Here is a 17674-nt window from a genome sequence, read left to right on the forward strand (position 1 = left end):
GAAATCTCAGCCGGCTTTCGTCGCGGTGCCGGCCTTCACCGCCGCGGCGTGCGCGGCCACCAGGCGAGGCAGCACGTTGTCCAGCATGGCCTGGATGTCGTTGGCGCCCTTGGACGTGGGGTCCGCCACGAACACCGGGCGGCCCTCGCTGGAGGCCTGCGCGAACTTGGTGCACTGCCGGATGATGGTGGGCAGCAGGTACTCGGGGTAGTGCGTCTGGAGCGCCTCCAGCGCCTCCTTCGCCAGCTTGAAGGTGGCGTTGAAGGAGTTCACCACGATGAACACGTGGTCCAGCACGTGGTTCAGGTCCTCCTCCAGGCTCTGCACCGTTTCGAACAGCAGCTTGAGGCCGTGGAAGGACAGGAAGTCCGCGAGCACCGGCACGAACAGGTCGTTCGCGGCCATCAGCGCGTTCAGGTTGAGCAGGCCGAAGGACGGCGGCGCGTCGAAGACGATGAAGTCGTACTGCGCCTCCACGTCCTTGAGCGCGTTGCGCAGCTTGAACTCACGGCCGGCCATGGGCATCAGCGCCAGGTCCACCGTGGACATGCTCAGGTTGGACGGGATGAAGTCCAGGTTGGGCAGGGTGGACTTCTGCACCACCTGCGCGAGCGGCGTCTTGCGGACGAGCACGTCCAGCAGCGTCTTCTCGAAGTCCTCGCCCTCGTAGCCCAGGCACTTGGTGGCGTGGCCCTGGCTGTCCAGGTCGATGAGGAGGACGGCGTAGCCCAGCTCCGCCAGGCGCCACGCGTAGGACGTGGACAGGGACGTCTTGCCGGTGCCGCCCTTGAAGTTGAGGAAGAGCTGTCTGCGCAGGCCCGCGGTGGGCGGGAACTTGTTGAGCGTCGTGCGCAGCTCCCACACGTCTTCCGGGCCGTAGGCGTCCTTGCGCAGCTCCGCGGGGATGGACTTCGGAGTCACGCCGAGCATCTCGGCTACCTGCTTCGAGCTGTACGTCGGCGCTTCCATGAACGACCCTTCGGATGACGTGTGAGGCCTGGGCGGGTTGCACCTTGCCTCAAGCGGCGAAGTATTTGTGCCCCCTTCGCACGATGGCCCCTCGGGCCACCAGCAGGGCAACAGCCTCCTGGGCCAGCTCCGCCGGAGCGGACAGCCCGGACGTCAGCTCGGCGAGCGAGCGTCCTCGGACAGCGACCCGCACCTCCTGCAACATCGCCCCACACAGCGCTTCCACGGGAGACGGGCCGCGCTTGGGAGGAACCGGCGGCGGGGCGGCAGGCGCCGGAGCCCGGGCGGGAGGAGGCGCGCCCATGGCGACCAGCGCGGCCTGCACGGGCGTCCGCCGCACGGCGGGCTGCGCGGGCACTGCGGGAGGAGCAGGGGCCACCGGGCGCGACGGCGGCGCGGCAGGGCCCGAAGCGAAGGACACGGGCCCACCGTTCGCGACCCGGGCAGGCGCCGGAGCCGCACCGTGCATCACAGCGGGTGCGGAGCGGGCCGCGCCCACGGTGGCGACCGCGAGCGCGGGGGCGGCCATCGGCGTGGCGGTCCACTGCGAGGTGTTCGCGGCGACGTCCGCGAGAGACACCGGCACGGCCATGTGTTCGGGAATCGAAGGGAGGGGCTGCGGCGCCGCGACCGGGGCGCTCACCCGCGGCGCGCCCATCGCGGCCACAGGCTGCACATGCGCCACCGCCACAGGCTGCGCACCATTCACCGCGACGGACTGCGCGACCTGCACCACCGCCACGGGCTGCGCGGCATTCACCGCGACGGGCTGCGCGACATTCACCGCCACGGGCTGTGTGGCATTCACCGCGACGGGCTGCGCGGCATTCACCGCGACGGGCTGCGCGGCATTCACCGCGACGGGCCGAGCCTCCGCGACCACGGGGGCCGCGCGCACGGGCTTCACGTCCAGCGTCGCGCGCACGGGCCTCACGGGCAGCGTCGCTAGCCGGCGGATCTCCCGGCGCCGGTGCGCATCATCCAGCGCGACCACCGCGGACACGTCGTGCCCCAGGATGCGCGACAGGCTCTGCGCCGCCGCCTTGCGCACGCGCGCCTCGCCGTCGTCCAGCGCACCCAACAGCAGCGTCCGGGCGTTCTCGCCCCGGCCCGCGCCCAGCGCCAGCGCCGCCAGCGCGCGGACCTCCGGATCCGTGTCGTGGATCGCGTCCTCGCCCAGCCGCCGCGCCGTCTCCCCCTCCAACCCCAGGGCCAGCAGCGACGCGCGCCGGCGCACCGACCGGTCCGAGTCCTTCATCGCCTGCGCCAGGTGCGGCGCCGCGTCCTTCGGCGCCAGCACCAGCAGCGCCTTCAACGCCGCGATGCGCACCTCCGGCACCGGCGACGACAGGAGCGGCGACACCACCGACGCGCCCTCCTCCCGGCACAGCCCCGCGAACGCCTGCACCAGCGCCACCTGCGCCGTCGCGTCCGTCTCCGCGTGCAGGGCCGCCGCCAGCGCGGGCGCCGCCGCCGGATGCGCCAGCGCCTTCAGCCGCTCCGCCGCCCGCACCCGGGCCGCCGCGTCCGCCGCCGACAGCTCCCGCACGGAGAACCCGAACAGCGTCTCGTCCGTGGTGCTGCCCGAATGCCCGGACAGCTCCGCCATCTGCTCCGGGCTCACCCGCAGGCGGCCCTCGCTCTGCAGCCGCTGCGCCTCGCGCGCCACCGGCGACAGCCCCGACTCCGCCGCGCCCGACGACACCATCGAAGCCCGGGACGGAATGGCCGGCGCGGGACGCTCCGCCCACGGCACGCTCGGCTCGGAGGACTTCAGCGGCACCGCCGGCCCGTTGAAGGGCGCGCGCATCGCGGGCACGTCCCCGCGGAGGATCACCTCGCTGCGCAGCTGGGAGATGAACGACGCCAGGTCGAACCCCAGCTCGTCGGCGTCATCCTCCGCCATGGCGCGGGCCTGCCCGGAGGAGTGGATCCGGCTCGCGTCCAGCAGCTTCGCCATCAGCTGGTCGCGCTCCAGCCGCAGCGCGTGGTTGAGCCGGGACAACTCCTCGCGCTCGGCCTGCGCGCGGGCGCTCTTCACCTCCATCGAGGCCACCTCCCGGCGCAGGTCCAGCTCACGCTGGTGCCCCTCCGCCAGGTCCTCCTTGAGGTGCGAAAGCTCGTCGCGTGCGGACGCCAGCTCGCCATGCAACTGCTGCGCACGGGCCTCGAAGTAGACGATCTTTTCGAGTGCGCTCTTGAGCAGCGCGTCCGGACGCTCGTCACTCACGACTGGCTCTGGCCTCCCCGCGAAGGCGCTCGGCGGCGCTCCCCGGTTCGCTTCACCGAAGGGACTCCCCGGTATCCCGGCTCGCCGCCGGGGCAGGCACCTTATGTCAGCCCTACGTGCTACGTAAACCACGGAAACACCAGGGGTTTTCCCCCGCCGGGGCACGCTGTGATTGACAACGCCGCCCAGGCCGATTTTTCGGCCTCGCGCCCGCGCGCACGCATGCTCCAATGCGCGCATGGCCCCTTCGCGCATCGATACCGCGGTCACCCGGATGTTGGGCATCCGCTATCCCATCATCGCCGCCCCCATGTTCCTGGTGTCCAACGCGGCGCTGCTGGAAGCCGCCGGACGCGCGGGCGCCATCGGGGCGGTGCCGTCGCTCAACTACCGCACCGCGCAGGCGTACCGGAACTTCCTCGACACGTTCCCGAAGGACGTGCCCTTCGGCGTGAACCTCATCCTCAAGTGGGCCGAGCGCCTGGAGGAGGACGTGGCCGCGACGGTGGAGCGCAAGGTGCCGCTGGTCATCACCAGCCTGGGCGACCCCACGCCCATCGTGGAGCGCGTGCACGCGTACGGCGGCAAGGTGTGGAGCGACGTGATTTCACTGCGCCACGCGGAGAAGGCCGTGAAGGCCGGCGTGGACGCGCTCGTCGCGGTGGGCAGCGGCGCGGGCGGCCACGCGGGCAACCTGAGCCCCATGGTGCTGGGCCCGTGGCTCAAGGCGGAATTGGGCGTGCCGGTGGTGCTCGCGGGCGCACTGTCCACGGGGCGCCACCTGGCCGCCACGCTCGCGCTGGGCATGGATGGCGCGTACGTGGGCACGCGCTTCCTGGCCACGGTGGAGGCCGGCGCCGCGCCTGACTACAAGCAGGCACTGGTGGACTCAGGGCCCGAGGACCTGGAGTACACGAAGGAGGTCACGGGCGTGCACGGCAACTTCATCAAGAGCGCGCTGGAGCGCTTCCGCGCGGGCCAGGGCAAGGCGTGGAAGGACACCTGGAGCGCGGGCCAGGGCGTGGCCTTCGTGAAGGACGTGCTGCCCGCCGCCACCGTCGTCGAACGCATGGTGCGCGAGTACTCCGAAGCCCGCGCCGCGCTGCCGTCCGAATCCTGAAGCAGCACTGAAGCAGCCCGGGTGTCGAGCCCCGCTTCCGGCCCACTCCGCCGGAAGCGCGCGGTCTCCCCGGACCCGCGAAGTCGTCGCGAATCGCACGAAGCAACCTGCCACGTCGGGCGACCTCTCACGGCCTTCCCGTGACGTCTTGGGAGGGGCGGAGGCGTGCGCGCCTACCACCCCGGTTCGGCGCGCGTGACGCGCAAGAAAAAACACCCGGGAAGCCTTGCCAAACGCGCGCGTGAGAACGGCGGAAACGGCGGATTGTCGAGGGTTTGCGGGCCCTGTCCGAACGCCCGGGGATGTCAGACCCCACTCGTAATCTGTGTCTCACGAGGTCACGCAAGGCAGCGACTTCTCCCCGGTACCTCTCCGTCTGAAAAGCGGGGGGAGAAGCTCCTCTTTCGACAGGTTTTGCACGCCATGGAACAGCGACTGGCAACCCTCATTGGAAACGCGGTGCGAGTGGCCCGGCAGCGGCTGGAGCTGACGCAGGCCGATGTCGCCGAGCGCGTCGGCATCGCCACCGAGGTGTACGGCCGTTTGGAGCGCGGGCACATGCTGCCCAGCGTGCGGACGCTGCGGAAGCTCTGCCTCGTGCTGAGCTGCTCGTCGGACGTGCTGCTCGGGTTGAGCGCGACGGCGGCGGTGACGGAGGACGGCGCGCCGCAGCTCGCGGAGGATCCGCCGGAGTACCGCGAGCGTCCGGAGGTGCGGCGCCTGATGCGCACCGTGCGCAAGCTGGACTCCCCGCGCCTGCGCCTCTTGGGGCAGGTGGCGCACGCGCTGGAGCGATGAAGCGCTGAGAGGGGCTACTCGGCCGCGGGCTCCGCGTTCGCGTCCACGGGCGCCGGCGCTTCGCGGTGGACAGGGGGGGATGCGGTGCCGGCGACGGGCAGCCGGAGGATGAAGCGCGCACCGCCTTCCGCGCGGTTCTCCGCGTCCAGGGTGCCGCCCGCGCGCGCCACGTAGTCGCGGCAAAGCGCCAGGCCCAGGCCGGTGCCCTTGCCGGGCGGCTTCGTGGTGAAGAAGGGCTCGAAGAGGCGCGACAGCGCGGCCTCGGGGATGCCCGGCCCGTTGTCCTCCACCTCCACCCGCACGCGGCCGTCCTCCATGCGCGCGCGCAGCATCACGTGCGCGGGCTTGCTGGAGCGGGCGGCCTCCAGCGCGTCCGCGGCGTTGAGCAGCAGGTTCACCAGCACCTGCACCAGGTGGCGGGCCGTGACGCGCGCGGGGAAGAGCTCCTGCGCCACGTCGCGCTCCACCAGGCCCAGGCTGCGCAGGCGCACCGAGGCCAGCCGCTGCGCCTCGGCCAGCGCCTGCGCGACGTCGCAGGACTCCAGCTCGTCGGGGGCCTCGCGGGAGAACAGGCGCAGGTCGGTGACGATCTGCTGGATGCGCAGCACGCCCTGCTGCGTCTCGTCCAGCACGCGCCGCACGTCCTCCAGGTCGTCGGGCGCGCCGTGCGCCCATTCCTCCTGGAGGTAGTGCAGGTTCGACTTCACGTACGCGAGCGGGTTGTTCACCTCATGGGCCACGCCCGCGGCCAGCTGCCCCACCACCACCAGCCGCTCCACCTCCGCGCGCTGGCGCTCCACGCGGGCGCGGCGAGACTCGCTCTCCGCCAGCTGGCGCAGGGCCTCCACGCGCTCCAGGTGCGCGTTGCGCTCGGCCGCGCGCAGCTTGCGGAAGGCCTCCGCGCCGTGCGCGGACACCGCGAACACGAAGACGAGGCTGAGGCACTGGCTGACGAACACCGCCCAGGGCACGTGCGACAGCCACGTCATCAGCCCCACCGCCACCAGCGTGCCCCCGATGGCGGACCACACCGGCAGGCGCTGGCCCGGGACGAAGACGGTGACCAGGAGGGGCACCGTGTAGAAGGCGGGGAACAGCGGGCTCTCCAGGCCACCGGTGAGCTGGATGCTCACGGTGAGCGCCGTCAGGCTGACGGTGCCCGCCGCGATGCCGCTGAAGGGCGGGCGCAGCCACCCCGCGCCGACCGCGGTCCCCAGCGCGAGGAACGCCACGGCCCAGGCCAGGTGCGCCGCGAGGAAGTCCGCGCGGAAGCCGCCGAGAATCAGCGGGTGCGCGAGCGAGCCCAGCGTGATGATCAGCGCGCACCACCAATACGTGCGCCGCCGGACCCGACGGCGGGCCCGGACATCCGCGTTCGCGTCGTCCCACGCACTGGAGGTTGGAGGCGTCACCCCGCGCTGGTCCCCCAGGGCGCGTTGCGCGGCGCGAAGTGCAGCTTCATGTCGAGTCCTCCCGTGGACGTCGCAGCCGGCGGGACTTCCCCAAGCGCACCGCGTCCCGTCCCCGTTTCTTCGCCTGTCCGCCGCCGGAGGGCAAGATGGGGTCAGGACACACCGCTCGAAGCCGACATCCCCGGCACTCGGCGCCGCTCCACACGGCCTCGAAGAGGGCCGTGGTCCGGTCGATGGTGTCGAAGTCCTCCGTCACGAAACCCATCTCGAAGTTGCGGACATCGTCGCCCTTGGCGCCCAGGCCCGCGCCGGTGAGGTTGGCGCTCCCCAGGTAGACCCAGGCGCCGTCCACCACCACCGCCTTGAAGTGGACGCGCGGGCACACCTTCAGTTCCAGCCCCCCCTTCACCAGCCGGGAGCGCGCGTCGAACGCGGCCCGGAACGGCCGGCTGGGCAGCTCCGCGTGCAACAGCCGCAGCGCCACGCCCCGGGCGGCCAGCCCGTCCAACACCTCCAGCAGCGGCACGAACGCCCCCTTCGCGCGCTCCACATACATGGCCTTCACGTTGGCGGTGGCCATCCACACCGACTCGCGCGCGTGGGCCAGCTTGCGCAGCACCACCTCCTGGTACAGCGCGCTCCCCGACAGCAGCTCCGCGTCGATGGGCCTCATCATGTCACCCAGCGTCGCACACGGGATTACACGACACCATCCCCCTCCCCTCGCGAACGTCCTGCGGTGGAAGGAGACCCAGGCGCCGGCTTGACCAATGACCGACGGTCATTTAACTCCGGGTCATGGTGGAAGCACTGGCCGCGAAGCGGGTCGTTCCACTGCGGGCGCGGCGGGACGAGGACAAGGAAGCGCGGCGGCGCGAGCTGCTGGACGCGGCGCGGGCGCTGTTCGAGGCCACGTCGTTCGCCGAGGTGAAGATGGCGGACGTCGCGGCGCGCACGGGCCTGGCGAAGGGGACGGTGTTCCTCTACTTCCCGACGAAGGAGGCGCTGTTCCTGGCGCTCCTGGACGACCTGCTCACCGCGTGGTTCGCGAAGCTGAACGGACGCCTGGCCGAAGACGGCACGTGGACGGGCCACCAGCTGGCGCGCACGGTGGCCGAGTCGCTGGAGGGTGAAGAGACCTTCACGCGGCTGCTCGCGCGGGCGCAGACGGTGCTGGAGCAGAACGTCACGGTGGCGCAGGCACAGGCATTCAAGGAGCGCGTGCTCGTGTCCATGGGGACGACGGCGGCGCTGCTCCAGGCGCGGCTGCCCTCCCTCACGCCGGAGTCCGCGGTCCAGCTCATCCGCCATGTGCACGCGCTGATGACGGGCCTGCGGCAGATGGCGGACATCGCTCCCGTGGCGCGCGAGGTGCTGACGCTGCCGCACATGGCGCCCCTGCGCGTGGACTTCTCCGCCGAGCTGACGGCGGCCATCACCACCCTTCTTCGCGGGCTCGAGGCCCGCTGACCCTTTGCGTCTTTCTTGAAACGGAGCCCGTCATGCTGGAAGCCGTCGCGTCCCTCCTCCCCCAGGCCACGGTCGAAGTGGACCGCATCCGCGCGGTGTTCGAGTCGCAGCGCGCGAACCGCTGGAACCTGTCGCGCAGCACTCCCGCGGAGCGCATCGCCAGGCTGCGCAAGCTGCGCGAGGCCATCATCGCGCGGCGCGAGCAGCTGGCGGAGGCCATCCACCAGGACTTCCGCAAGCCGGCGATGGAGGTGGAGCTGACGGAGATCCACCCGACGCTGGAGGAGCTGAACCACACGGTGAAGCACCTGAAGTCGTGGATGAAGCCCAAGCGGGTGGCGACGCCGCTGACGCTCAAGGGCGCGTCCAGCCACGTGCGCTTCGAGGCGAAGGGCGTGGTGGTCATCCTGTCGCCGTGGAACTACCCGTTCCAGTTGGTAGCGGCGCCGCTCATCGCGGCCATCGCCGCGGGCAACGCGGTGATGATCAAGCCCAGTGAGAAGACGCCGCACACGTCGCGCTTCCTGGCGAAGCTGGTGCGGGACATCTATCCGGAGAACGAGGTGGCGGTGTTCGAGGGTGGCGCGGAGGTGGCGGAGGTGCTGCTCCAGCACCCGTTCGACCACTTCTTCTTCACGGGCAACCCGAACATCGGCCGCAAGGTGATGGCGGCGGCGACGAAGTTCCTGTCCAGCGTGACGCTGGAGCTGGGTGGCAAGTCGCCGGTCATCATCGATGAGTCGGCGAACCTGAAGGCGGCGGCGGAGGCGCTGGCGTGGGGCAAGTTCGTCAACGCGGGCCAGACGTGCGTGGCGCCGGACTACATCTACGTGCCGGCGTCGAAGCAGCAGGCATTCCTGGAGGCGTTCAAGGCGGTGCTGACGCGCTTCTACGGCGCGACGGAGGCCGAGCGTCAGGCGAGCCCGGACTTCGCTCGGGTGGTGGACCCGGCGGCGTGGAGGCGGCTCAAGGAGGTGCTCGACCGCACGGTCGCCGAGGGGGCGAAGGTGGAGGCGGGCGGCACGGCGGACGGGCCGTCGCGGTACGTGGCACCCACGGTGTTGTCCGGGGTGACGACGAAGATGCCCATCATGGAGGCGGAAATCTTCGGGCCGGTGTTGCCGGTGCTGACGTACGAGCGGCGCGAGGAGGTCTACGCGCACATCAACGAAGGCGGGAAGCCGCTGGCGCTTTACGTGTTCTCGCAGGACTCGAAGATGGTGGAGGAGGTGCTCCAGCACACGACGTCCGGCGGAGTCGTGGTGAACAACGTGCTCATCCACGTAGCGAACCCGAACCTGCCGTTCGGCGGGGTGGGAATGAGCGGGTTGGGGAGCTACCACGGGCACTACGGCTTCAAGACGTTCAGCCACGAGCGGGCCGTGATGGTTCAGTGGATGAAGTCGCTGGCCGCGGTGTTCTTCCCGCCGTATCGGGGAAAGACCCAGGAATGGGCTTCCAAGGCGACCCGGATGCTGGAGTAGGTCCCGGGGTGGGAGAGAGGAACCGGCATGCGCGTGGTGTCAGTGGAGGAAGCCCTGGTCCCGGGAGACCTGCAGGCGGTGTTCGACCGCCTCCAGGCACGCCGCTGGGAGCTGGCGAAGACAGGGCCGAAGGAGCGCCTCGCGCGGCTGGAGAAGCTCAAGGCGCTGCTGTTGGAGCGGCGTGAGGAGCTGGCGGACGCGCTGCACGAGGACTTCCGCAAGCCACCCGCGGAGGTGGAGGCGACGGAGATATTGCCCGTGCTGCTGGAGCTGGCTCACGTGCAGAAGCACCTGAAGGCGTGGATGAAGCCGCGCAAGGTGGGGGCGCCGCTGCTGCTCGCGGGCACGAAGAGCGAGGTGCACCCGGAGCCCAAGGGCGTGGTGCTCATCCTGGCGCCGTGGAACTACCCGTTCCACCTGCTGGTGTCGCCGCTGGTGGCGGCGGTGGCGGCGGGCAACGCGGTGCTGTGCAAGCCCAGTGAGAAGACGCCGGGCACGGCGCGCTTCCTGGCGCAGCTGCTACGGGACGTGTTTCCGCAGGACGAGGTGTCGCTGGTGGAGGGCGGCGCGGAGGTGGGCGAGGCGTTGTTGCGGCTGCCGTTCGATCACTTCTTCTTCACGGGCGGGCCGCGCGTGGGGCGGAGGGTGATGGAGGCGGCGGCGAGGCACCTGGCGGGAGTGACGCTGGAGCTGGGCGGGAAGTCGCCGGTCATCGTGGATGCGTCAGCGGATGTGGACGCGGCGGCGGAGCGGATTGTGTGGGGGAAGTTCCTGAACGCGGGGCAGACGTGCATCGCGCCAGACCACGTCTGGGTGCATGCGTCGAAGGAAGAGGCGCTGCTGTCCGGGATGAAGGCCGCGCTGGAGCGCTTCTACGGGAAGACGGAGGAGGCGCGGCGGGCGACGCCGGACTTCTGCCGGATGGTGGATGACGGCGCGTACAAGCGCGTGTGCCGGCTGCTGGACGAGTCCGTGGCGGGAGGGGCGCGGGTGGTGGCGGGAGGCGGCGTGCACGCGGAGACGCGCTACATCGCGCCGACAGTGCTGGCGGACGTGACGCCGGAGACGGCGGTGATGGACGAGGAGATTTTCGGGCCGCTGTTGCCGGTGCTGCGCTTCGAGTCACTGGATGAAGTGGTGACGCAGGTGCGCGCGGGGGGCAAGCCGCTGGCCATGTATGTCTTCAGCCACGAAGAGGCCACGGTGGAGCGCCTGCTGAAGGAGACGAGCGCGGGCGGCACGGTGGTGAACAACGTGGTGTTGCACAACGTGAACCCGCACCTGCCCTTCGGAGGCGTGGGCCAGAGCGGCCTGGGTGCGTATCACGGCGAGGCGGGCTTCAAGGCCTTCAGCCACGAGCGCGCGGTGGTACGTCAGGGCCGCACGTCCTTCACGAACCTCTTCTTCCCGCCCTACCGGGGCAAGGCCCAGCGCCTGGCACGGCTCGCGAGCAAGCTGTTCGAATAGGAATGAACTCCGACGACACACCGCCGCCTCGTGGCCTCTACGGACAGCGCCCCAGCAAGAGCGCGGATGCGGCGCGGAGGGCTCAGTTCGAGCGACTGGCCGCGATGACTCCTCGGGAACGCGTACTGCTCGCGCTGAGCCTCAAGGAGCGGATGCGCTACATCACGCCTGCGCGCACGCATGAGCCCAGCCCGGGTACGCCCAAGTGAGCGACACACTCAGTGCCAAGCGACGGGAGCGTACGCTCCAGATTGCCGAGCGCATGGTCGGCCTCTTGGGATTTCCTGGAACGCAATCGGCAACACCTGGATGTCGCTGAGTTGCGCGATGGCTGCGAGCGTCATGGAATGGGGCCAGTCCTCCAGCCCCTCCTCGAAGAGCTTGGGATTGCCTGACCGCGCAAGCCCGGGCTTTCGTGGCCCGTGCGGGCAACGCACTCCGTGTCACCGCCGAAGCAGCTCGTCTCTCATTTCCTGGCACTCCGGCTGGCAGGAGGCCTTCGCTTTTTCCGCGCGGTGAGAGCCAAAAGTGTCGGGTCCCGGAAGGAACGGGGCCCGGTGCGACTGGCGGGCAGGTTGAGCCACTCCGCAAGGACAGACAACCCATCCCATCCCCTCGTTGACCTGCCTGGCTGACGACCGACAGGCTATGGGCCGGCTCAGTCTTTCGGGGGGAGATGGATGAAAAGGCAAACTCGTTCCAGGCCAGTCCTATGGCCATGGCATGGCTTCTTGCTGTTGTTGGGAGCGGGTCCATGGGGATGCTCTGGACAGGATGCTCCCTCTCATCCCGACGAGGCCTGCCTTTCCGCTCCTTGTGGCGGAGCGGATGGCGGACTCTCAGGCGATGCCGGCATGGATGGAGGCGAAGTGCAGGCGCCCGCGGCCATTGCCCCCACCGTCCCGACGGACTTCGGCGCCTCCATCGAGTTTCTCTACAAGGGTCCGAACCCGGCTCAGGTGGACGTGACCGAAGGTGCCTTGGATCCACGCCGGGTTGCCGTCATTCGCGGGAAGGTGTTGGGAAGGAATGGGCAGCCCATCGTGGCTGCTCGCATCGGTGTTCTCGCGCACCCCGAGCAAGGCCATACGCTCACGAATGCTCAAGGTGAGTATTCGCTCGCCGTGAATGGCGGTGGAGCACTCACGATTGAAGTGGAGAAGCCAGGATTCCTGCCCGTCCAGCGACAGGTGGATGTTCCGTGGCGCGAATTCGCTCCGCTTCCAGATGTGGTGTTGACGGCCTTGGACTCCAGCGTCACGGCCATCACGCCGGGAGCAGCGGAGTTCCAGGTCGCGCGGGGCAGCGTGGTGGAGGACAGCGCCGGCAGCCGTCAGGCCACCCTGCTGTTCGCTCCCGGAACCCAGGCGGAGATGCTCCTGCGCGACGGGACCCGTGTTCCCCTGACGGGGCCGTTTCACGTGCGCGCGACCGAGTACACCGTCGGGACCGAGGGCCCCGCGGCCATGCCCGGCTTGCTGCCCGCCACCAGCGGCTACACCTACGCCGTGGAGCTGAGTGTGGACGAAGCGCTGGAGGCAGGCGCCACCGAGGTGCGCTTCAGCCCGCCAGTCCAGGGATACGTGGACAACTTCCTGGCCTTTCCAGCGGGGCTCGTCGTGCCCTCCGGCTACTACGACCGGCAACAGGGGCGCTGGCGCGCCTCGGACAATGGGCGGGTCATCGCGATCGTGGGGAAACGCGACGGCATCGCTCAAGTGGATGCGGACGGAGACGGCGCACCAGACGACCGCGAGCAACTGACGGCCTTGGGCTTCACCGATGCGGAGCGTGCGCGCCTGGCTGCCCTGTATGCCGTGGGAAAGAGCCTGTGGCGGGTGCCCGTCACTCACTTCACTCCGTATGACTATAACTGGCCTTTTGGGCCTCCACCGGATGCGCAAGAGCCCCAGCAACCCGAGCCACATGCTGAGACACCGGAGGCCCAGCCCGACTGCGAAAGCGGCAGCATCATCGAATGCCAGAACCAGACGCTGGGAGAGGCCCTGCCCATCCCCGGGACGCCATTCCAGCTCTACTACCGCAGTGACCGGGCCGCCGCTCGCACCGCCAACCGGGCCCTCCGGATCCCGCTGAGCGGAGGTCACGTCCCCGCGAGCCTGAAGAACATCGTCCTCATCGTGAACGTCGCGGGACAGGCCTTCGCTCGAACCTTCCCCGCGCGTCCGAACCAGAGCTACCGCTTCGTATGGGATGGCCTGGATGCCTTTGGCCGGCAGGTCTGGGGAGAACAGACCGCCCGCATCCGGATCGGCTACGTCTACGGGTTGAGCTACTACGCGAGCCCGGATGATCAGTCCCAGGCCTGGGCCCGGTATGGAGATAGAAGCACCCGGTTCGAGGGCCCTGACGGCCGGGACCTGACGCTGTGGCAGTTCCACACCGCCACGGTGGTGTCCCTGCCGGACTTCAGCCAACTGGGAGGCTGGAGCCTGGATGCGCATCATGCCTACGACCCGTGGCGCAGCACCCTCTACCCGGGCCAGGGAGGAGCCCTTCCCGGGCGGGAATCCCTGGGCAAGACGCCCCGGGTGCTGACCACCGCGACGCCCACCTTTAGTGGAGACCACGGCCCAGCGAAGCAGGCGCGCCTCGCCGCGCCCCAGGGGGTCGCCGTCGCGGCGGACGGAACGGTCTACATCGCGGATACGGGCAACCACCGCATCCGGCAGGTGAAGCCCAATGGAGTCATCTCCACGGTGGCGGGCAACGGGGTGAAGGGCGCGACGGGAGATGGTGGCAGGGCGCTCATCGCCAGCCTGGCCTCTCCCGAGGCGCTGGCCGTGGGCCCAGACGGAGCGCTGTACATCGCGGACACGGGCAACCACCGCATCCGCCGGGTCACGCCGGACGGACTCATTTCCACGGTGGCGGGCACAGGACTCGCGGCGGACGGCGGCGACGGAGGTCCCGCGACCCTGGCGAACCTGAATGCGCCCGCGGGTGTCGCGGTGGGGCCGGACGGCAGCATCTACCTCGCGGATACCGACAACCACCGCATCCGTCGCGTCACGCCAGACGGCATCATCTCCACGGTCGCGGGCACGGGCGCTCGTGGCAACGCGGGAGAAGGCAGACTGGCGATCGCATCGCGCCTGGATACGCCCCGTGCACTGGTCGTGGGCCCTGAAGGCGTCCTCTTCTTCGTGGACGCAGGCAACCGCCGTCTGCGCCGTGTCGATACGGAGGGCAGACTGTTCACGCTGCTCTACTCACTGGACGAGGAGGAGCTGCGCACCGGCAGAAGGAGCCGCAGGCAGAATCTGTACGACGAATCACCGCGAGGCTGGCTCTGGGGCCTGGCCCTCGGCCCTGACGGCAGCCTCTACACGTCGTCTTCTCACCGATGCCTTCTGCACCGCCTCCTCCCGGATGGCAGCGCATGGGCCATCAACAACGGCGGATGCGGAGGAGATCCTTCCAAGGAAGGGCCCCTCGCCAGTCTGACAGCGCCCAAGGGGCTCGCCGTGACCCTCGATGGCAGCCTCCTTGTGGGGGACGCGTCCCAGTTCGTCGTCCGCAGGGTCTCATTGGACGGCAACCTCTTTGTCTTCGCCGGAGGGGGACCCGAAGCACCGGTCGTCACCGCGCCCGCGCCGCCCCAGTATCCGGTAGGGACGTTGGAGACACCCTGTGGCCAGGTCGATGACCTCGTGCCCTCCCCCGACGGCAGCGAGCTGTATGGCTTTGGTTGGCAGGGGCGTCACCTCTGCACCCTGGAGGCCTGGACGCTCTCGGTCCGCCACCGCTTCACCTACGACGAGAACGCGCGGTTGGTGTCCGTCGCGGACGGGTCCGGCCTCATCACCCGGATTGAACGGGACGTGACAGGGGCACCCACGGCCATCCTCGCGCCCCACGGCCAGCGCACCGTGTTGCAGACAGGGCCCGATGGATTGCTCGCCTCCCTCGCCCGGCCAGGCAGGGAGAGCGTGGCATTGACCTACCAGGACGGCGGACTGCTCTCGTCCCTGCGAGACGAACGCGGCGGGATGCACCTGTTCGAATACAGCCCGGAAGGCTGGCTGACGAAGGACGCCCAGCCCTCGGGAGGATTCAAGGCCCTCGAACGGACGCGGTTGGACAAGGGCTACCTGGTGGTGCTCACCACCGCGATGGGGCGCACCCGGAGATACCAGGTGGAAGACCTGGAGTCCGGCGTCCAGCGGCGCATCACCACCGCGTCTGATGGAACGGCGTGGACGACGCTGCGCTCGCCCAATGGCACCACGGTCTACACCGCACCGGATGGCAGGGTCACCACGGTGGTGGAGATACCGGAGCCCCGCCTGGGCATGCAGTCACCGCTCGTGGCATCGCGCACCGTGAAGCTGCCGAGCGGGTTGACCTCCACGTCCACCCACCAGCGGGAGGTGACCCTCCTGCCCCAGGGCACGCTGCTGGACGTGGGTACGCAGACGGACACGGTGACGGTGAATGGCCGGACCACCACCTTGCGCTACGAGGCCGCTGGAAGACGTCTCCTCTCCACCAGCCCCATGGGCAAGGTGTCTGTCCTCACACTGGACGCGCAGGGACGCATCCACACGGCCGAGACACCGGGCCTGCTTCCGGTGGAGTTCACCTACGACGAGGAGGGCCGTCCCGGTTCCGTCGTCCAGGGGAGCCGGAGGAGGACGTTCACGTATGGAGCGGAGGGTGCCTTGCGCTCTGTAACAGATGGGCTGGACCGCGCCACCGTCCTCACAAGGGACGAGGCAGGTCGCATCACGTCCAGCATGCTTCCTGGAAACCGTGTCACGGGGCTCACCTATGAGACAGGGGACGCCCCCGCCTCGGTGACGCCACCCGGACGGCCCGCACACGCATTCCAGTACACGGCCATGGAGGCACTGGCGTCCTATGCACCTCCCGGAGGGAGCGCCTTCTCATCCGGCTACACCTACGACCTGGATGACTCCCTCACCGAACTCCGGCAACCAGGTGGCACCGTGTCATTCGCCTACGATGCCGCGGGCAGACTCGCCACCCTGGACATCCCAGGCACGCGCGTAACGAGTGGCCATGACGGAGCAGGTCGTCTCCGCTCGCTCGCGAGCACCTCCGGGGTGGGGCTCGAATTCAGCCACGACGGTCCGCTGCTGACCGGGGTTTCCTGGAAGGGAGCCGTGACAGGGGCGCTCCAGTACAGCCATGACACGGACTTCCGGATCGCGACAGCGTCCGTCAATGGTGGGTCACCCGTGGCGTATGCCTATGACCTGGACGGGCTGCTCGTCTCAGCGGGAGCGCTGACGCTGTCACGGCGCGACGACAATGGCCTGCTCGCGGGAACACGCCTTGGAGCGGTCTCCACCACTGAGACCTCCAACGGTTACGGAGAGCTGGAGTCCTGGTCCGCCGCTGCCGGGAACGTCCCGCTGCTGTCCTACCAGCTGGAGCGCGACGTGATGGGCCGCATCGTCCGGCGGACTGAAACCGAGGGAACCACTGTCCATTCGGACGTCTTCACCCATGACGAGGCGGGACGGCTGGCGTCCGTCACCCGCGACGGAGTCCTGCTGGAGGCGAACACCTACGACGCCAATGGCAACCGCACCTCCGTCCTCCGGGACACGTTGCAGACAGCCACCCATGACGCCCAGGACCGGCTGCTGTCCTTTGGGAGCAAGACCTACAGCTACGGCGCCAACGGGGACCTTCAGATGCGCACGGAGGGAACGTACACCACCCAGTACGCATATGACGCGCTGGGCGCGCTGGTGCATGTCGAGCTCGCCGGCGGCAGGCAGCTCGAGTACGTGCTCGACGCCGCGTCGAGGCGTGTCGGCAAGAAGGTGGATGGCACGCTCATCCAGGGCTTCCTCTACGAGGGGCGGCGTGTCATCGCGGAACTCGATGGTGCGGGGAATGTCGTCAGCCGCTTCGTCCATGGCACTCGGGGGCATTCCCCCGACTTCATGCTCAAGGGAGGCATCACCTACCGCATCCTCACGGACCCGCTGGGAAGCCCGCGCCTCGTCGTCGACACCCGGAATGGGGCGGTGGTGCAGCGCATGGAGTTCGACGTCTGGGGCAACGTCGTCGCGGATTCAAATCCCGGCTTCCAGCCCTTTGGCTTCGCGGGCGGCCTCTATGACCGGGACACGAAGCTGACCCGCTTCGGGGCTCGGGACTACGACGCTGAAACGGGTCGGTGGACGGCCAAGGACCCCATCCGCTTCGCAGGCGGAGATTCCAACCTCTACGCCTACGCCGCGAACCAGCCCCACCAGTTCATCGATCCTGATGGACGGCGCATCGTCTCCATCGCCCCTGCGCTACAGTCCGCGTTCAACAACATCAAGGCCACGGAGCTGGGCAGCTTCGCCATTGACACGCTGGAGAACAGCCCGCATGAGTTCAGCTTCAGTCAAGGGAGCCAGATGCGAGATCGTGAAGGGAATCGCACTCCGGGCCATTCACGCCGGATGGGAAACGCATGCTCCGCGCGGCCAGACGGAATCCAGCGCTATCTCGCCCCTCAAGCCTTCGTGAGCACCATCGACACTCGCCTCGCCCTCGGGTCTGGGCGCTCCGTCGAGGAAGTCTTGTTCCACGAGATGTGGCACGACACCCAGTTCTCACAAAACCCATACAAGGCCTCTTTCGAGGGGCTTGACTTCCTTGAAGTTGAAATGGAGGCCCAGGGCATGACAACGGCCTTCCTGGACGAGGTTTTCAATGCCAACCCATAGGACGT

Annotated in this window: 11 protein-coding genes; 7 read left to right on the forward strand and 4 right to left on the reverse strand. The window is 69.2% G+C overall.

Annotation, left to right across the window (positions count from 1 at the left end):
- Window positions 1-6: 6 nt before the first annotated feature.
- Together D7Y21_RS12750 and D7Y21_RS12755 are read right to left on the reverse strand one after the other, a co-directional pair.
- On the reverse strand, window positions 7-969 hold the full coding sequence (locus D7Y21_RS12750; RefSeq protein ID WP_120562449.1) for a ParA family protein: 963 nt from the start codon (window positions 967-969) through the stop codon (window positions 7-9).
- A 49-nt stretch (window positions 970-1018) separates the two neighbouring features.
- Complete coding sequence (locus D7Y21_RS12755; RefSeq protein ID WP_121713391.1) at window positions 1019-3199, reverse strand: HEAT repeat domain-containing protein; 2181 nt, start codon at window positions 3197-3199, stop codon at window positions 1019-1021.
- Between the two features lie 238 nt (window positions 3200-3437).
- Between D7Y21_RS12755 and D7Y21_RS12760 the strand changes: the two genes are divergently transcribed.
- Window positions 3438-4319: a nitronate monooxygenase family protein gene (locus D7Y21_RS12760; RefSeq protein WP_121713393.1), complete on the forward strand. Its 882-nt coding sequence runs from the start codon at window positions 3438-3440 to the stop codon at window positions 4317-4319.
- A 423-nt stretch (window positions 4320-4742) separates the two neighbouring features.
- A complete protein-coding gene (locus tag D7Y21_RS12765) occupies window positions 4743-5117 on the forward strand; it encodes a helix-turn-helix transcriptional regulator (RefSeq protein ID WP_014393392.1) in 375 nt (124 codons plus the stop codon).
- Window positions 5118-5131: 14 nt separating this feature from the next.
- Here D7Y21_RS12765 and D7Y21_RS12770 read toward each other — a convergent pair whose 3' ends face one another.
- Window positions 5132-6529: a sensor histidine kinase gene (locus D7Y21_RS12770; protein ID WP_120562452.1), complete on the reverse strand. Its 1398-nt coding sequence runs from the start codon at window positions 6527-6529 to the stop codon at window positions 5132-5134.
- A gap of 46 nt (window positions 6530-6575) precedes the next feature.
- A complete protein-coding gene (locus D7Y21_RS12775) occupies window positions 6576-7202 on the reverse strand; it encodes a phospholipase D-like domain-containing protein (RefSeq protein WP_121713432.1) in 627 nt (208 codons plus the stop codon).
- Between the two features lie 125 nt (window positions 7203-7327).
- Here D7Y21_RS12775 and D7Y21_RS12780 point away from each other — a divergent pair, with 125 nt between their 5' ends.
- From D7Y21_RS12780 to D7Y21_RS12800, 5 genes are all read left to right on the forward strand, one after another.
- Window positions 7328-7999 (forward strand): TetR/AcrR family transcriptional regulator, encoded by a 672-nt coding sequence (locus D7Y21_RS12780; RefSeq protein ID WP_121713395.1) that lies wholly within the window; start codon window positions 7328-7330, stop codon window positions 7997-7999.
- Window positions 8000-8031: 32 nt separating this feature from the next.
- Window positions 8032-9483, forward strand: coding sequence for an aldehyde dehydrogenase family protein (locus D7Y21_RS12785; RefSeq protein WP_121713397.1), 1452 nt, complete (start codon window positions 8032-8034; stop codon window positions 9481-9483).
- A 27-nt stretch (window positions 9484-9510) separates the two neighbouring features.
- On the forward strand, window positions 9511-10950 hold the full coding sequence (locus D7Y21_RS12790; protein WP_121713399.1) for an aldehyde dehydrogenase family protein: 1440 nt from the start codon (window positions 9511-9513) through the stop codon (window positions 10948-10950).
- A 2-nt stretch (window positions 10951-10952) separates the two neighbouring features.
- Window positions 10953-11159, forward strand: a complete 207-nt coding sequence (locus D7Y21_RS12795) for a hypothetical protein (RefSeq protein WP_120562456.1) — start codon at window positions 10953-10955, stop codon at window positions 11157-11159.
- A gap of 645 nt (window positions 11160-11804) precedes the next feature.
- A complete protein-coding gene (locus tag D7Y21_RS12800; RefSeq protein WP_158627283.1) occupies window positions 11805-17669 on the forward strand; it encodes an RHS repeat-associated core domain-containing protein in 5865 nt (1954 codons plus the stop codon).
- The last annotated feature ends 5 nt before the right edge of the window (window positions 17670-17674 follow it).

It is taken from the genome of Corallococcus sp. AB045 (assembly GCF_003668895.1).
In the GTDB taxonomy this organism is placed as follows: Bacteria; Myxococcota; Myxococcia; order Myxococcales; family Myxococcaceae; genus Corallococcus; species Corallococcus coralloides.

Bases quoted from the DNA above. Each gene is read 5' to 3' on its own strand.
- D7Y21_RS12795 (WP_120562456.1), top strand. From the start codon at position 10,953: ATGAACTCCGACGACACACCGCCGCCTCGTGGCCTCTACGGACAGCGC.
- D7Y21_RS12765 (WP_014393392.1), top strand. From the start codon at position 4,743: ATGGAACAGCGACTGGCAACCCTCATTGGAAACGCGGTGCGAGTGGCC.
- D7Y21_RS12780 (WP_121713395.1), top strand. From the start codon at position 7,328: ATGGTGGAAGCACTGGCCGCGAAGCGGGTCGTTCCACTGCGGGCGCGG.
- D7Y21_RS12775 (WP_121713432.1), bottom strand. From the start codon at position 7,202: ATGAGGCCCATCGACGCGGAGCTGCTGTCGGGGAGCGCGCTGTACCAG.
- D7Y21_RS12800 (WP_158627283.1), top strand. From the start codon at position 11,805: ATGGATGGAGGCGAAGTGCAGGCGCCCGCGGCCATTGCCCCCACCGTC.
- D7Y21_RS12790 (WP_121713399.1), top strand. From the start codon at position 9,511: ATGCGCGTGGTGTCAGTGGAGGAAGCCCTGGTCCCGGGAGACCTGCAG.
- D7Y21_RS12760 (WP_121713393.1), top strand. From the start codon at position 3,438: ATGGCCCCTTCGCGCATCGATACCGCGGTCACCCGGATGTTGGGCATC.
- D7Y21_RS12750 (WP_120562449.1), bottom strand. From the start codon at position 969: ATGGAAGCGCCGACGTACAGCTCGAAGCAGGTAGCCGAGATGCTCGGC.
- D7Y21_RS12785 (WP_121713397.1), top strand. From the start codon at position 8,032: ATGCTGGAAGCCGTCGCGTCCCTCCTCCCCCAGGCCACGGTCGAAGTG.